At 57.4% G+C, this 14771-nt stretch carries 11 protein-coding genes; 6 read left to right on the forward strand and 5 right to left on the reverse strand.

The window, feature by feature from the left end:
• Nucleotides 1-581: HEAT repeat domain-containing protein (locus VGE80_RS12580; RefSeq protein WP_440592917.1), on the reverse strand; the 581-nt coding region annotated here is incomplete at its 3' end.
• A 226-nt stretch (nt 582-807) separates the two neighbouring features.
• Here VGE80_RS12580 and pruA point away from each other — a divergent pair.
• A complete protein-coding gene (pruA, locus tag VGE80_RS12585; protein ID WP_440592918.1) occupies nt 808-3897 on the forward strand; it encodes an L-glutamate gamma-semialdehyde dehydrogenase in 3090 nt (1029 codons plus the stop codon).
• A gap of 132 nt (nt 3898-4029) precedes the next feature.
• Here pruA and VGE80_RS12590 read toward each other — a convergent pair whose 3' ends face one another.
• Together VGE80_RS12590 and VGE80_RS12595 are read right to left on the reverse strand one after the other, a co-directional pair.
• Nucleotides 4030-4953: a hypothetical protein gene (locus VGE80_RS12590; protein ID WP_440592919.1), complete on the reverse strand. Its 924-nt coding sequence runs from the start codon at nt 4951-4953 to the stop codon at nt 4030-4032.
• Nucleotides 4954-5214: 261 nt separating this feature from the next.
• On the reverse strand, nt 5215-7140 hold the full coding sequence (locus VGE80_RS12595; RefSeq protein WP_440592920.1) for a metallopeptidase: 1926 nt from the start codon (nt 7138-7140) through the stop codon (nt 5215-5217).
• Between the two features lie 462 nt (nt 7141-7602).
• Between VGE80_RS12595 and VGE80_RS12600 the strand changes: the two genes are divergently transcribed.
• The 3 genes from VGE80_RS12600 (at nt 7603) to VGE80_RS12610 (ending at nt 10546) form a co-directional block, all read left to right on the forward strand.
• Nucleotides 7603-8442, forward strand: a complete 840-nt coding sequence (locus tag VGE80_RS12600; RefSeq protein WP_440592921.1) for a SirB1 family protein — start codon at nt 7603-7605, stop codon at nt 8440-8442.
• A gap of 28 nt (nt 8443-8470) precedes the next feature.
• Nucleotides 8471-9145 carry a dTMP kinase gene (gene tmk / locus VGE80_RS12605; protein WP_440592922.1) on the forward strand — a complete coding sequence of 225 codons (675 nt, stop codon included), beginning with the start codon at nt 8471-8473 and terminating at the stop codon, nt 9143-9145.
• A 135-nt stretch (nt 9146-9280) separates the two neighbouring features.
• The gene (locus tag VGE80_RS12610) at nt 9281-10546 is read left to right on the forward strand and encodes a C45 family autoproteolytic acyltransferase/hydolase (protein ID WP_397568924.1); all 1266 of its coding nucleotides are present in this window, start codon (nt 9281-9283) and stop codon (nt 10544-10546) included.
• A 158-nt stretch (nt 10547-10704) separates the two neighbouring features.
• On the opposite strand, the gene VGE80_RS12615 is transcribed toward VGE80_RS12610, so the two are convergent.
• Together VGE80_RS12615 and VGE80_RS12620 are read right to left on the reverse strand one after the other, a co-directional pair.
• Nucleotides 10705-12000, reverse strand: coding sequence for an NAD(P)/FAD-dependent oxidoreductase (locus VGE80_RS12615; RefSeq protein ID WP_397568923.1), 1296 nt, complete (start codon nt 11998-12000; stop codon nt 10705-10707).
• A gap of 210 nt (nt 12001-12210) precedes the next feature.
• On the reverse strand, nt 12211-13230 hold the full coding sequence (locus VGE80_RS12620) for an ATP-grasp domain-containing protein (RefSeq protein ID WP_440592923.1): 1020 nt from the start codon (nt 13228-13230) through the stop codon (nt 12211-12213).
• 1 nt (nt 13231) lies between these two features.
• On the opposite strand from VGE80_RS12620, the gene VGE80_RS12625 reads away from it, so the two are divergent.
• Together VGE80_RS12625 and VGE80_RS12630 are read left to right on the forward strand one after the other, a co-directional pair.
• Nucleotides 13232-13378: a hypothetical protein gene (locus tag VGE80_RS12625; protein WP_373653464.1), complete on the forward strand. Its 147-nt coding sequence runs from the start codon at nt 13232-13234 to the stop codon at nt 13376-13378.
• 184 nt (nt 13379-13562) lie between these two features.
• The gene (locus VGE80_RS12630) at nt 13563-14762 is read left to right on the forward strand and encodes a Gfo/Idh/MocA family protein (protein ID WP_373653465.1); all 1200 of its coding nucleotides are present in this window, start codon (nt 13563-13565) and stop codon (nt 14760-14762) included.
• The last annotated feature ends 9 nt before the right edge of the window (nt 14763-14771 follow it).

The following is a 14771-nucleotide window of genomic DNA, read 5'->3' on the forward strand; positions in this document are numbered from 1 at the left end:
TCAAGGAGTGGCAGCAACTTCTCGATGACATTCTCACAAAGTCCCGGCCAGCGAACAAATGCCGCAGCCACGGCTTCGCGCACCTCACCCCGTTCTGTCTCGAAGCGACTTTCGAGCAACGGCAGAAACCGCTCCAGATCCGACGCGCTCAACTCATCCGCTTCCACCACCGCATCCACCGTCGCTGCCACCATCAAAGGCTGCGTTTCCTCTTCGCCGAGGAACGAGAACAGCGTCTGAACCGCTTTCGCCTGTTGAGGGGATTTGCGACGAACAAGTGCCCGGGCCGCTTCAAATCGCGTGTCCGGATCTTCATCTTCAAGCAGCATCGTCAAAGGAGTCTCTGCGGCACCCGCGTCGAGTGGACCTGGTGTTCCGAGCAACTTGGCAGCAGCGGCCCGTACAGTTGAATCAGCGTCGGTCAGCCCTTGTTGTGCCAGCCGATTGACTTCTTCTGCAGACCCCAGCAACCCGATAGCCTGGAGGGCTCGCAGACGTTCTTCTGCAGACTCGGCATCTGAAAACAAGGCAATCCAATGCGTCACAGGCTGATTGGAAAAGGGGTGTGGAATTACGGCCATGATCGTACTTTCCTGTCAAAGAGATGGATGTCACATCTCGGAATTTCGAGATTCTGGCAATCTCATTACCGAATCGGTTCATTTTGAGATGCACTCTACCCAATCATGTCGGCCCTCGCATAGAATTGGGGTCCGCCGAAGTCCGGCTGGCCCCTCCGAATGATGTCCCGTCGGAGCGGTTTCTGCATGATTTTCATAATCTTCTCCGACTTGCACGGATGCGATTTTGGCCAAAAAGTCCGCTCGAAAACTCACTGAAAATGAAGCGCCGCAGCCCGCGGTGACAAAGCTGTCGTCCGACGAGCAGCCTGCCGTTCCCGCTTCAGCATGGGATGTGGAAGCCGTCGAAGCCGAGACGCACCGTCTTGGTACGTACATCTGGGAACACCTTTCCCGTCGACGCCCGTCCATGTTTGAACGTCGCTGGTGGGATGACCGCATCCTCGGCGCGGCGATGGCCGATGAATCGCTGAAAGTTCAGATGTTCCGGTTTGTCGACGTCCTTCCGCGACTGAAGACGCACCGCGACGTGACGCGACATCTGCAGGAATATTTTCAGGAGGTCAAAGAACACCTTCCCATCGCGATTGAGATGGTCCGCTTTGGCGTTGAGCACCTGTCGCCCGAATCCGTTCTGTCGCGCGCACTGGCTTACAATGCCCGCAACAACGCGGCACGAATGGCCCGACGATTCATCGCAGGCTCGAATGTCAGCGAAGTGCTGACCGCAGTGACCAGTCTGCGCAAGCAGGGTTTCGCCTTCTCGCTCGATCTGCTGGGAGAAGCGGTCATCAGCGAACCCGAAGCCGAAGCCTACCAGCAGTCGTACCTCGAACTGATCGATGGTCTGGCGCCTGTCGTAAACGCCTGGCCGGAAAATGCGCAGACCGATTACGACCATATCGGTGCCATTCCCCGTGTGAATGTTTCCATCAAGTTGTCGGCACTCGTCAGCCGCTTCCGCCCGGTCGACGCGGCGGGGACGGCAGCAGCGGTCAAAGAGCGTCTTCGCCCGCTGCTGCGAAAGGTGCGAGAGCAGCAGGCGTTTCTCAACGTCGACATGGAACAGTACGCGTATAAAGATCTGACCCTCGAGATTTTTAAGCAGACGTTGCTCGAGGACGAATTCCGGGACTGGTCTGACGTCGGCATTGTCATTCAGGCTTATCTCCCTGACGCCGAGCGAGACCTCGCCGGACTGCTGGAATGGTCTGCAAAGCGCCAGACCCCCGTCTGGGTTCGCCTCGTCAAAGGGGCTTACTGGGACTACGAAACAGTAGTCTCCCAAAGCCAGAACTGGCCGACCCCGGTCTTCGAAGAGAAATGGCAATCGGACGATTCTTACGAACGCCTGACGAAACAGCTGCTGGAAAACTACACCGTTCTTCGACCTGCCTTCGGCAGCCATAACCTGCGGAGCCTGTCCCATACAATTGCCTGTGCGAAACAGTTGAACGTGCCGGAAGGGGCGTTCGAACTTCAGATGTTGTATGGCATGGCCGAGGAGCAGGCCCGGGCGTTCAGCGAGATCGGACATCGCGTCCGTATCTACACTCCCTTCGGACAACTGATGCCGGGAATGGCTTATCTCGTACGACGACTACTTGAAAACACGTCGAACGATTCGTTCCTGCGTCACAGCTATGATGAAAATGTGAAGATCGAGGATTTGCTGATGAAACCTGCCCACGTTGGTGCCACGACGCCGCCGAAGAAGAAACCACCTCGACCTGCATTTGCGAATGAACCCGTCGCCGACTTTTCTCGCGATGAGGTCCGCGAGGCCATGGAGGAAGCCATCGACGAAGTTTCGTCGGATCTGGGTGGCGATTATCCCATCGTCATCGGGGGCAAGGCGATCCACGCGCGACCAATGCTCCTTTCTCGCAATCCCTCGCATAAGCAGCAGGTGGTCGGTAAGGTCGCCGCGGCCACGGCCGACGATGCCATTCTGGCGATCGATACCGCACGCCGGGCATTCCAGAGCTGGTCGCGGACAGAAGTCCAATACCGGGCTGAATACCTGGAGCTGATGGCGAATGAAATGCGGCAACGGCGGTATGAGCTGGCCGCGTGGGAAGTCGTGGAATGCGGTAAGCCGTGGGCCGAAGCGGACGCCGATGTCTGCGAAGCGATCGACTTCTGCATGTACTATGCACAGCAGATGCGCGAGCTCGACGCTCCGCAAAACGTCGACCTGCCGGGGGAAGAGAACCGCTATTTCTACCGCCCGCGAGGTGTCGTGGCGGTGATCGCTCCATGGAACTTCCCGCTGGCCATTCTGACCGGGATGACGGCCGCAGCCATGGTGACAGGCAATACGGTCATCATGAAGCCGGCAGAACAATCCTCTGTCGTGGCAGCAAAGCTGCTGGAAATCATTCAGGCCGCAGGTGTCCCCGATGGAGTGCTCAGCTTCCTGCCGGGATCAGGTGAAGACGTAGGCCCCGAACTGGTCGGCAGCCCCAACGTCGACTGCATCGCCTTTACGGGCTCACGCCAGGTCGGCCTGATGATCAATGAGCAGGCTGCGGCGCCACACGTTTCGCAGCTCGGCGTCAAGCACGTCATCGCCGAGATGGGAGGCAAAAACGCCATCATCGTCGACAACGATGCCGACCTGGATGAAGCGGTTGTGGGTGTCGTTCAAAGTGCGTTTGGCTATGCCGGTCAGAAGTGTTCGGCTTGCTCACGAGCGATCGTGCTGGAAGACGCTTACGACGAATTCCTCGCTCGACTGATCGAAGCAACGAAATCGTTGAAGGTCGGTCCCGCCGAGGATCCTGCGACCGACATTGGTCCCGTCATTGACGAAGAAGCCGCAACACGCATCCTGAAGTTCATCGAACAGGGCGAAACCGAAGGAAGTCTGGTGCTGGGAGAAGTCGATCCCGCCCTGTCGTCAGAAGGTTTCTACATCAGTCCGCACATTTTCGTGGACGTTCCTCCCGATGCCAAGATCGCCCAGGAGGAGATCTTCGGACCCGTTCTGGTCGTCTTCAAAGCGAAAGATCTGACCGAAGCACTGACGATTGCCAACGGAACAGACTACGCGCTGACCGGGGGATGCTACAGCCGCAGCCCCGCGAACCTGAAGCGGGTCCGGCTGGAATTCGCGGTGGGTAACCTGTATCTCAACCGTCCAATCACGGGCGCACTCGTCGGTCGCCAACCGTTCGGCGGATTCAAGCTCAGCGGTATCGGCAGCAAAGCGGGTGGTCCCGACTACCTCAAACATTTCCTGATCCCGATCAACGTGACCGAAAACACACTCCGACGGGGCTTCGCCCCCGCCGCGGAATCGGAAGGGGAATAAAACGAATCATCATGGGAGTCTGCCAGCAAGCAGACTCCCTTTTTCTTTTCCGATGGAACCGGAATGTGAATCCTCCGAGGCGTGTCGGTGGAAAACAGTCGCAATCAGGCCAGCTTTCGAAACGTTTTCTGGTCAGCGACGGTGCGGCAGTGATTCCACGATCCGCATCGCGCGCGAGAACTCTTCCAGACGCCCCACGGGGTTTAAGCCCCCGACTGCCCGACGACAGAACTGATCAATCAGGATTTCAATCTCTGACCGTTCGTCATGGAGATGCTCCTCTGCCGCCTGCTCGGCTGCTTCCCAGCGAATATAAGTGCGATCCCGCAGAACGGCTCGTCCGCGGACACATGTGACTTCGCAAGTCAACCCACCTGACGACTGACGCAGACGGGCCGTGCGATGACGTGGACTGTTTCCCGATGGAGCAAACTCGAAACGGATCGACTCGCTTCCATCGCTGGCCTGTGTGACGACCTGCGTCTGCCCCATCAGATCCGCACACCAGTCGACGATGTGAGCAATCTCAAGTGGATCGGCGTCAAGATTACAGCCCACCTGGATCTCTTTCACCGGGCCCAGCCGGGTGGCGATCAACTCACGCAAGCGGCAACTGGCAGGAGTAAATCGGAGTCGAAGTTCCGGCATCCAGCGATCATCGGGAATGACTGCATAGCTGCCCGAGTCCGCTGAGGGAGACTGTTCTCGCAGCAGGCGGTGCAGTTCTGCGGCCCGGCGCAAGATGGGTGAAGCCAGGTAGACAGGCTTGCCGCTCCGCGCGATACAGTCGAGGGCCCCTGCCCCCAGCCAGCCGGGATCAAGAATGAGCAGTCCCTGTAGCGTGGGGCGATTCAGCATCTGATGCAGACTGCCAACCGGCTCTGCTTCAAAATCGGCCGCGACTGAGCGAGCCCGGGCTTCAACCGTGTCGTAGGCAAGCCGAATGGTTAACCGTTTTTGCAATCGCTCGATCGCGGGTCGATACAGCAGTTCCCAGCTTGGCCCGAGGCCAATCAAACCGAGACCAACTCGATCACGTCGCGACGGGTCGACCATTCACATCGTTCGCCATGGAAGCAAAGGGATACGCGCTAGACCTGATCGCGCACTGGAAGCAGACATCTTAAACCTCTCCCGGGGAGAATGACAGTTCGCAATGCCATCTGCTGCTCCTCTGGATGAGAATCAGATCCACACAGAGGGTGGTACGAGCATAACTCACCAGGTTTCAGAGCACAGGATCTGCTACGGTCTTCTTCGCTACGACGGTGCTGCGACCGTTGTGAGCAAGCAGGCACCTGCCAACTCAAATGGTCATCATTGCACAGGGACTGCTGAGGATTCGGCCTGCGGCATCAGGTTTCCTTTCGAGTCGATCAGCAGCGGGCGAGACTCTGCGTCTACCAGCCGGAAATAAAGTGCCCAGCCTCCAGTCGCTTGAGAGACCTCAACCAGGAACAGATTGGCTCCCTTCCGCAATTCAATCGATGCTTCATCGTCATCGGGTCTCGCAGAGCGGAGCGCCAATTTTTCCTGGACGATGTGACCGTTGAGCCAGATCCGCAGGCCGTCGTCGCTGCCGGTCAGCAGTTTGACCGTCTGGCGTTCCGGCGAATTGAATCTCAGCGCCGCATAGCCCGCCACGTTGACACGATTTTCCTTGGGAAAGTGAGGCTCGAAATCGATCAATGCCTCGTCGCTCTCCACAACCGGGGCGGCCAGTGCCTTTCGTTGGATTTCAGTCAGCGTAGACGATGTTGCGGCTGGAAATTGCTGATGATCGGTCCAGGGGAGCCACTTTTTCGCGAAACGCCAGGTGCGGATGAAGTTCCCTGCCTGCTGGAGTTGCGAGAGACTTTGGGAACGACTTTCCCCCTCATCATCGATAGCATTCACCGTCCAATCTTTTCCCGGGGCCAGTTGCCTGATCTCGTCGGCACTGAGCACAACTTCTTTCGGGGGTGACGTCCCCTCTGACCAGAAGTCACGGAACCCACGAGCATCATCGTTGACCGAGAACGAGACGTACCTCACCCCCCGCTCCGCTCGAACCCGCAAGTCACCTGTGGACCGATCCAGACGGAACGTCGGCCATTTTTGTTCGGTCCCGTACCGACGTTCATCGAGCTGAAACCACCGACTTGCGCGCAGGGATGCGGCACTGACCGGGGCAAAGTAAGCGACATCCCGATCTGCGAAGGGGATCGGTTGTTCGTTGTGTTGACTGCGTGGTTCGATCAGCGTGAAAGCCCGGTTCAGATGGTCGAAGCCGCGTGTCATGATGCACAGATTGTCGGTACAGTGCGGCAGCCCGAATGCATGCCCCATTTCATGCAGCGTCGCCCCCATCGTGGTTGCAGCCGTGGCCCACACGGTCTTGCGTCCGGCACTGTCTTCGTGAACTTTTTCTGCGTCGATCGGGGTCTCATCTCCGAAGACACGAAAAGAGTCCTGCAGGGTACTCGGCCACGTGAAGATACTTCCACCACCGAACAACCCCAGCTTGCCTCCCCCGAGCGCCGTATGGGCGAAGACTTTCTTCTGGACCGGATCGAACCGAGTGTACGCTGCGATCACAATGTTCTTGGAATGGGAATCAGGAAATTGATGGCCAACCCACTCGTTGACATGGCCGTACCAGTCGTTATCGCTCAACCCGTAGTAATAGGAGGCAGGCTTCTCTCCCTTGAGAGTATGAATCTTGATCCGACCACGATTATCAAACTCAAGATTGAATGTATGTCGCCCCAGGCCGATATCGTTCAGCCGCTCTGCGGTGAACGTCTGCAGCAGCTTGATCGCGGTATCAAGTTTGTCGTCATAGTTCTGCGGATCCCCGTCGAACTGCGACTGGTAGTCAGTTTCCCCGCTACTGTCGGTCATGTAGATGACTCGCACGAAATAGGGGTTCGTCTGAGGCTGATAGTGCAGCACAAGTTCGATCGCGTTCGATCCCGCACTCACGCGCAATTGGTTTTCACCGGGCACCAGTTCTGCGAGTGCTCGGAAATTCCCGTCCAGGGCAACACCGGCGATTTGCCGTGAAGGTCTTTGAGACGACCTGTTCTCAACGAAGACCTCTTTGGCCGATCGATCTTTCAGCTCCCCGCGCAGCAGCGCCACGGGATACCGAATTGTCGAACCCGACTCGTGATTGGTGACCTTGATTCCTTCTCCCTGCACCGGCGCGGCCAGTAGAGCTGCGAACGCAATCGCCCATGGCAGCAAAAACCAACGTGTCATCGTCATCAACCAGCCCCCCCAATCGTTCGCGTTCGGTGCGAAAGTCCGTCGCGTGATACGGACCACTTTAATCATTTCGAACGACGGAATGACAGAGGCGTCTGACAACCTGACACAGCACTCTCGTCGTCACAGCTTCCGTCCCGGCGGATTCACCATTTGAGTCGAACGACACCCCGACGAGAGACCGGAGCCGCTGCTTTTCCGAGGGAAATTCAAGACGGCGCCAAGTGTGGATCGAAAACATTCACCACTTGGGCAGTTCATCGGCTTCATTGAAAGACTCACCGGCGTCAGCGGCCACGTTCTCATTGAGCCACCTGTCGCGGCTGGAATCCACTTATGCAAATCGGATCGCCTCACGCTGATTCGTTGTTTGGAAATAGTCCATCTCGACGTATTCCCCCTTAAACCGTAGAATTTGATCAATGCCGTCTACCAATCCTTTTGGACACTCGTCCGATGCCCGTTGACACCAGATTCACTGCCGATCACGAATTCTGCAAGCTGTTGGCACGCCGACAGGATGTGGATCTGATACGCGTGTCGCTCGAGTTGGCGCGAGACGCCCAACCGAACCTGAACTTTGACCATACCCTGGAATGGATCAACCGGCGTTCAAGTGAGCTCCGTAGCCACATCACTCGCTTGAGATCCGACCGGGATGTGCTGAATGAACTCGTACGTTGCCTGGCGGGTACCCACGGGTTGCACGGGGACAAAGACGCTTACTTACGTGCCGAAAGCAGTTATATCAACAGGGTGATCGAGACGGGTGTCGGCATTCCGATCAGCCTGTCGATGGTCTACGTGGCAGTCGCGCAAGGTGCCGGAATCGAACTGAACGGCGTTGCCGCCCCCATGCACTTTCTGACCCGCATTGACACCATTCAAGGTCCGTTCTTCATCAACGCGTTCCACGCGGGTGAGGTCCTTAACTACGACGACTGCATCGAATGGATCGAGTCGCTGAGTGGTCTGAGCAGCGAAGAAATTGAACGATCGCTGGAACCAGCCCGCCCTCGCGAAGTGGTTATTCGAATGTTGAATAACCTGAAGGCGCTGCATGTGACGCAAGAATGCTGGGAACAGGCATGGCGTGTCCAGTGTCGGTTACTGGCACTGCATAACGAGGCGTTCGATCAGCGACGTGACCTGGCCCTGATTGCAATTAAAGCAAACCGTCCCGGCGTGGCGGTCGATCTCTTGCAGAAGTGCTTGAAGGACTGTCTGAACAAAGATCGTCCGATGCTCCTGCAACAGTTGCGGACCGCCGAGCACAATCTGTCGAAGTGGAATTGATCAACGCACAATTGAAGGGTCTGCGAATTTGTGTCTGCTTATTGCCATTGAGGGAATCGATGGGTCCGGCAAAGGGACCCAGGCCGCGAAACTCCATGCTTATCTGCTTGCCAGGGGCCGCAAAAGCGCGCTGCTCAGTTTCCCACGCTATCAAAAGACCCAGTTCGGACTGAAGATCGGTGAGTTTCTCAACGGCAAATTCGGGACCCTCGAAACCGTCCACCCGCTGCTCGCGTCACTCCTCTTCGCTGGGGACCGCTTCGAATCGCGGGAACTGATCGAGCAGACCATCGCCAGTCACGAGATCGTCGTTTTCGATCGCTACGTCGCGTCGAATGTGGCTCATCAGGGAGCGAAGTCGACGGGACAAGAGCGAACAAAGTTGATCGAGTGGATTCTGCATCTCGAACACACGATCTATCAACTTCCCCACGCTCATCGAAATCTCTTTCTGGACATCAATGTCCCGCTGGCTCAGCAACTGATCGCGGCCAAATCAAAACGGGACTACACTGAGAAAAGCGCCGACCTCCAGGAAGCGGATACCGACTACCTGCACCAGGTTCGTTCGGTCTATCTGGAACTGGCGACGGGGCCGAACTGGACCACGATTCCCTGCGAATCGCCGCATGGCCTGCGAACAATCGACGAGATTGCAGCGGATATCGTGGCAACCGTGGAATCGCTCGCCGGAGCCCTCTAGACCTTCTCCGGAAGGCGACCGAGGTTTGGGGAAGCAGGTCGATTCGGCCCAGTAGTCTACTCTCTGTGTCCGTCTTGCTTTAGGATGTCAGAGGTCGATTCACCTCACGCATCCCCCCTGCTCAGGAGCCCGGTCGTGATCCGAATTTCTCACCGTAGTGGTATTCTGCAACTTGCTCTCGTGGCGCTCTTCGTCAGCTCCTCGGTCGACCCGTTGCAGGCCCAGTCAGCTCCCGCCGAACAACGGGAACAACAGGCCGCACTGACGATTGCACGGTGCGGACAGGGGTGGCTGGAAACCATCGACGGATACCCGGTGCTTCACCTGAAGGGAACCCCTTACGAGATGGGGTTTCAGCACGGGGCATTACTGCGGGAACATTGCCGCCAGAATATGAAGGCAATTCTTGTTGATAAGGCAGAGGAGGTCAAACTGGTTGACTTCGGGCCGATTAAGGTCACGCCACGCACGGCGATCGACATGATCGTGGCGTTTCAACAACCTCATGTAGCCCCCCGCTACTTTGAAGAGATGGACGGGCTGGCGGCCGGATCCGGCCTTCCCGTAGCGGACGTGCGCGCGGGGAATTTCATTCCAGAACTGTTTCATTGCAGCGGCTTCGCACTCGCCAAGTCAGCCACGCAGAACGGGAACCTGCTGCACGGGCGGGTGCTCGACTACGCCATCGACTGGGGACTGCAGGACCATGCCGTGATTGTCGTCTATGAACCGGATGGTCGGTTGCCATGGGTCAATGTGAGTTATGCGGGTTTCATCGGCTCGGTCACCGGGATGAATATCGAACAGATCTCCGTGGGGGAAATGGGAGGCGGGGGACTGGGACACTGGAATGGCCGGCCGATGGCCCTGCTCGTACGCGATGCCCTGGAGACAGCCAGTTCGCTCGAAGAGGCGATTGCGACATTTCGGGATGGCCCCCGCACTTGCCAGTACTACTACGTGATTGCGGATGGCCAGACGAATGAAGCAGTCGGGATGGAAGCCTCATGGGATGTCTTCTCGGTCATTAAGCCGGGGGAATCACATCCCCTGCTACCCAATCCGGTCAAGGATTGTGTGCTGCTCTCTGCTGGCGACCGCTACCAGGAACTGACTCGACAGGCACAAACGGGCTACGGAACCTTTACCGCAGAAAGTGCACTCCGTTTGATGGACCGCCCCATCGCGATGAAGTCGAACTTGCACAATGTTCTGTTCGAACCGGCGACATCGAAATTCTGGGTTGCCAACGCGACATCCGACAAAAAGCCTGCCGCAGAACAACCGTATGCAAAGTTCCAGCTCTCGGAACTGCTCAAGCGGCGCCCCGACCCGAACAGTCGCGAGCTCCCCAAGCCCGACCGGATCAGCCAGCGCCCCGTGAGCTCACAACCAAACTGACTCGCACAACTCAAGCGGACAGCACGGTGCAGACCGTGCTGTCCGGGTCAAAGATCGGCTGAACTGAAGAAACGGCTTCATCGACCGTTCCACAGAATCTCGCAGCCACTTTCACATTGTTCGGGGTCGCGCTCGCCTGAACTTCAAGTGGTGAGGACTTAAGAACGAGTCGTCGTCTCGGGGACCGCCGGCCTTTCGCGCGGGGCGTTGAATCTCCATTCCTTGGTCACGATCAGACGGGCACCGCGGCGGAATGACAAATACGACCAGGCCCACTTCGAAACAACCAGAAACCGGTTCTGGAACCCGGTCAGGTAATAGATGTGAACGACCAGCCAGATCACCCAGGCAAAGAAGCCAGCCAGTTTGTAACCGCCCACCTCCACAACAGCGCGACTGCGTCCAATCGTCGCCATCTGCCCTTTATCCACGAACTGAAATGGCTTTCGCGTTCGTCCCGCAAGATCATCACGAATCAGTTGAGCGAGATAGCGTCCCTGCTGCATGGCAACGGGCGCTGTTCCGGGTAACGGCCGCCCTGTCTGATGCGTGAAACTCGCCTGGTCACCCGCAATGAAGACTCGTGGATGCCCTTTGACGCTCAGGTCCGGTTCCACGACGACACGCCCCTGCCGGTCGACTTCAAACCCCGCCGCCTGCCCGAGTGACGAGGCTTTCACCCCTGCGGCCCAGAGGACGGTAGCTGACGAAATTCTTTCGTTGCCAATTTCTACCCCGTCTTCGTCGATTTTGGTGACAGCACTTCCGGTCCAGATCTGAACCCCGAGTTGCTCCAGATCGCGCGCCGCTCGCGACGACGACTTCTCGCTGAACATATTCAGAATGCGGGGCCCGGCTTCCAGTAGAACGACACGGGCCGAAGCGGCGTCGATGTTGCGAAAGTCTCGAGCGAGAGTAAATCGGCTCATTTCACCAATCGCCCCAGCCAGTTCCACGCCGGTCGGGCCTCCACCGACAACCACGAACGTCAACAACCGCTTGCGAGCTTCCGGCGAAGTGCTGCATTCCGCCTCTTCATAGGCAGACAGCACCCGTCGCCGAATCTCGGTCGCCTGCTCAAGCGTTTTCAGTCCTGGTGCGTTCTCTTCCCATTCGTCATGACCGAAATAGCTGTGTCGTGAGCCGCACGCGAGCACGAGGTAGTCATATCCGACTTCTCCAAAGTCCGCGCAGACGCATTGTCGCTGCACGTCAACGGACTGGACTTCCCCTTGAAGGACACGGACGTTGCGGTACCGGGCGAGCACGCTGCGAATCGGCGCAGCGATCTCTGCAGGGCTCAGCCCCGCCATGGCAACCTGGTACAGGAGTGGCTGAAAAAGATGATGGTTGGTTCGATCAAGCAATGTCACATCGAGATCGGCAACGTTGCCCAGTCCCTTGGCGAGATTCAGACCCGCGAAACCACCTCCAACGATCACAACACGTGGCATGAAACGAGATCCATTCGAATTAAAGAGCAAGTACAGGCAACCTGACTAAACCGCCGGAGCCGGGCGTGCTGAAGTTGAGGTTGATTTCCCTGCCCCTAAATGTCAATGCCTGAAACGAAACATGCGGAACTAAATCGTCTTACATGTTAATGGCCTGATATGAATCAATTTAAAAGTCTTATCACAACAAAAAACAATGATATGACGGTGCTAACATTCCGGCGTGAATTCCAGCTTGTCGAGCGTTTCTTCACTCGGTTTGAGCAGATGCGATGTTTCAAATCGATGCGGCAGCCAATCGCAAGGAAGCAGTTTCGGACAGACCCTTCGGTACCCCACATAGGATGTAGTCAGACGTGGGTTTATCTCGATGAGAATCGGTTCCCCCTCCGGGGTCAGTACCAGGTCCATCCCCACATACCCTGCCAGGCCGTCGATCGCACGATAGACGCGAACCACCAGTTCGTGAATGGCCTCTCTCGATGCATCAGGTAAGACTGCAGGAATCAGGCCACCCCGATATTGAAACCGTCCATCGTCTGACAGTCGCTGCTCGGCAATCGGCAGAGACTCCACGTGACGCCCCTCGAGGCTGATGTTGAAGCCCATCGAGAGTGCACGCCCCGCGAGATAAGGTTGCCAGAGGCAGTGGTCTGTTTGGCCTGCAAGTTCATACTCGGCCGCTGCCTGCCGGAACTCATCCCGGTTGCGGACCAGAAACGTCAGGCAAGACCCTGCACCGTCGAGTGGCTTGAGCACGATCGGCCCCGCATCGAGTTGCGGCTCTTGCGCAAAATCGACGAGATGCGTCCGTGGAGTGGGAATCCCCAGAGCCTGCAGAAAGTGAGACAACCGAAGTTTGTCTCCACACAGTTCAATCGCCTCGGGCGTGCAGTTCCAGGAGACCGCCTGTGAGGCTCGCACAAGTCGGCATCGCTCGGCTAGCAGACCATCAGTCTCGGGCGCGATAACGAGGACATGGTCTACGTCATGAATCAATCTGGCAAACCACTTCGCTTCCTCCGCGGCACTTTCGACGATGATTGTCTGAATCGGATCAGGAAGCGCCAGACCGGGTTCTAAAGTTGTCACCACAACCGTCCCGGGAAGCCTTGCAATGTCTACGGCGACAGCCCGCAGCATGGCGAGCCCTTCTCGTCGCATCGACGCCGACACACGTGCCCCCGCGCATGCTCCACCCACGAGATATTCAGAAACAAAGACGTGCACGATGACTCCGCTCAGGATTCGTCTCCATCGCCAGCCGATCATAGCCGCTGAAGCGCGCTCACGTCAGCGGGAAATCAAGCAACTGGCCGGGGCCGGCAACGGGGAACTTCGTGCGGAGAACAGCCCGGTGCTCGAAGATATCGAATAACCGGCCTTACAAGTGAGCTGGGAGTCACCGCCCCAAAGAGGCTGAGATCCTGCAATCGATGGCAAACTGCGGACCGAGCCGATATGCTCCAAATTCATTCGAAATGGGTTTCTGACAGGCATTTCAACCCGTTTCGAGTCGAACTCTCCCACACTCCTGATTCGGCATTCTTGAGGAACATATCATGGAAACGACCAATGGCTCTCTCAACCGCAAACTGCGAATGGCGCTCGTCGGCGGGGGGCAGGGTTCGTTCATTGGCCGCGTTCACGCAACCGCAGCCGTGCTGGACAATCGAGCGGCACTCGTCGCTGGTGCACTCTCTTCGGATCCCGCCCGCGCCAAGGCGTCGGCTCCGGCCTATGACATCGCCGAAGACCGTGCATACACCTCGTTCGACGAACTCTGCAAGAAAGAAGCAGCGCTGTCGGCCGAAAAGCGAATTGATTTCGTGACCGTCGCCACGCCCAACCACACGCACTTCGCCGTGGCCAAGGCAGCGCTGTCAGCCGGGTTCAACGTCATCTGCGACAAACCAATGACGTTTGATCTGGTGCAGGCCGAAGAATTGCTAACTCTTGTTGAAAAATCCGGTGCGGTCTTCGCTGTTAGCCATAACTACACAGGTTACCCACTCGTCCGCCAGGCACGCGAGATGATTCTCGCGGGGGAACTGGGCGAGATTCAGGCGGTTCGATCGAACTACATTCAGGGCTGGCTGCGCACCCGGCTGGAGGAATCCGATCAAAAGCAGGCCGCCTGGCGCACGGATCCATCCAAGTCGGGCGCCGCAGGCTGCTTCGGCGATATTGGAACTCACGCTTACAATCTGGCTCGCTTCATGACCGGGCTGCTGCCCGATAAGGTCTCGTGCCACCTGAAAGCCTTCGAACAGGGCCGGTTGCTGGACGACTACGGCCACGCAATCATCCGTATGGAAAACGGCGGACTGTGTACCGTGACCGCCAGCCAGATTTCGCATGGTCGTGAAAATGACCTCTTCATCGAAATCGACGGTACCAAAGGGGCACTCTCGTGGCGGCAGGAAAATCCGAACGAGATGATCGTCCGCCAGAACGGAAAGCCACACTCGATCTACACACGCGATCCGAATGCACCCTACATGACGGGTTCCGGAAAGGCGGCCTGCCGGTTGCCGAGCGGACATCCCGAGGCGTTCTTCGAAGCGTTTGCCAACGTCTACCGATTCGCCTATGACGACATGGTCAAACGGGCCGCAGGTCAATCATTCGATCGACAAAACAGTATCTACCCCAACATTTATGACGGCGTCGAGGGGATGTATTTCATTCAGCAGTGCGTCGCAAGCAGTGCTCATGACGGTGCATGGCTGCCGCTGAAACACCCCGCAGCACGAAGATAGTCGATATGA

It is taken from the genome of Schlesneria sp. (genome assembly GCF_036405755.1).
GTDB lineage: Bacteria > Planctomycetota > Planctomycetia > Planctomycetales > Planctomycetaceae > Schlesneria > Schlesneria sphaerica.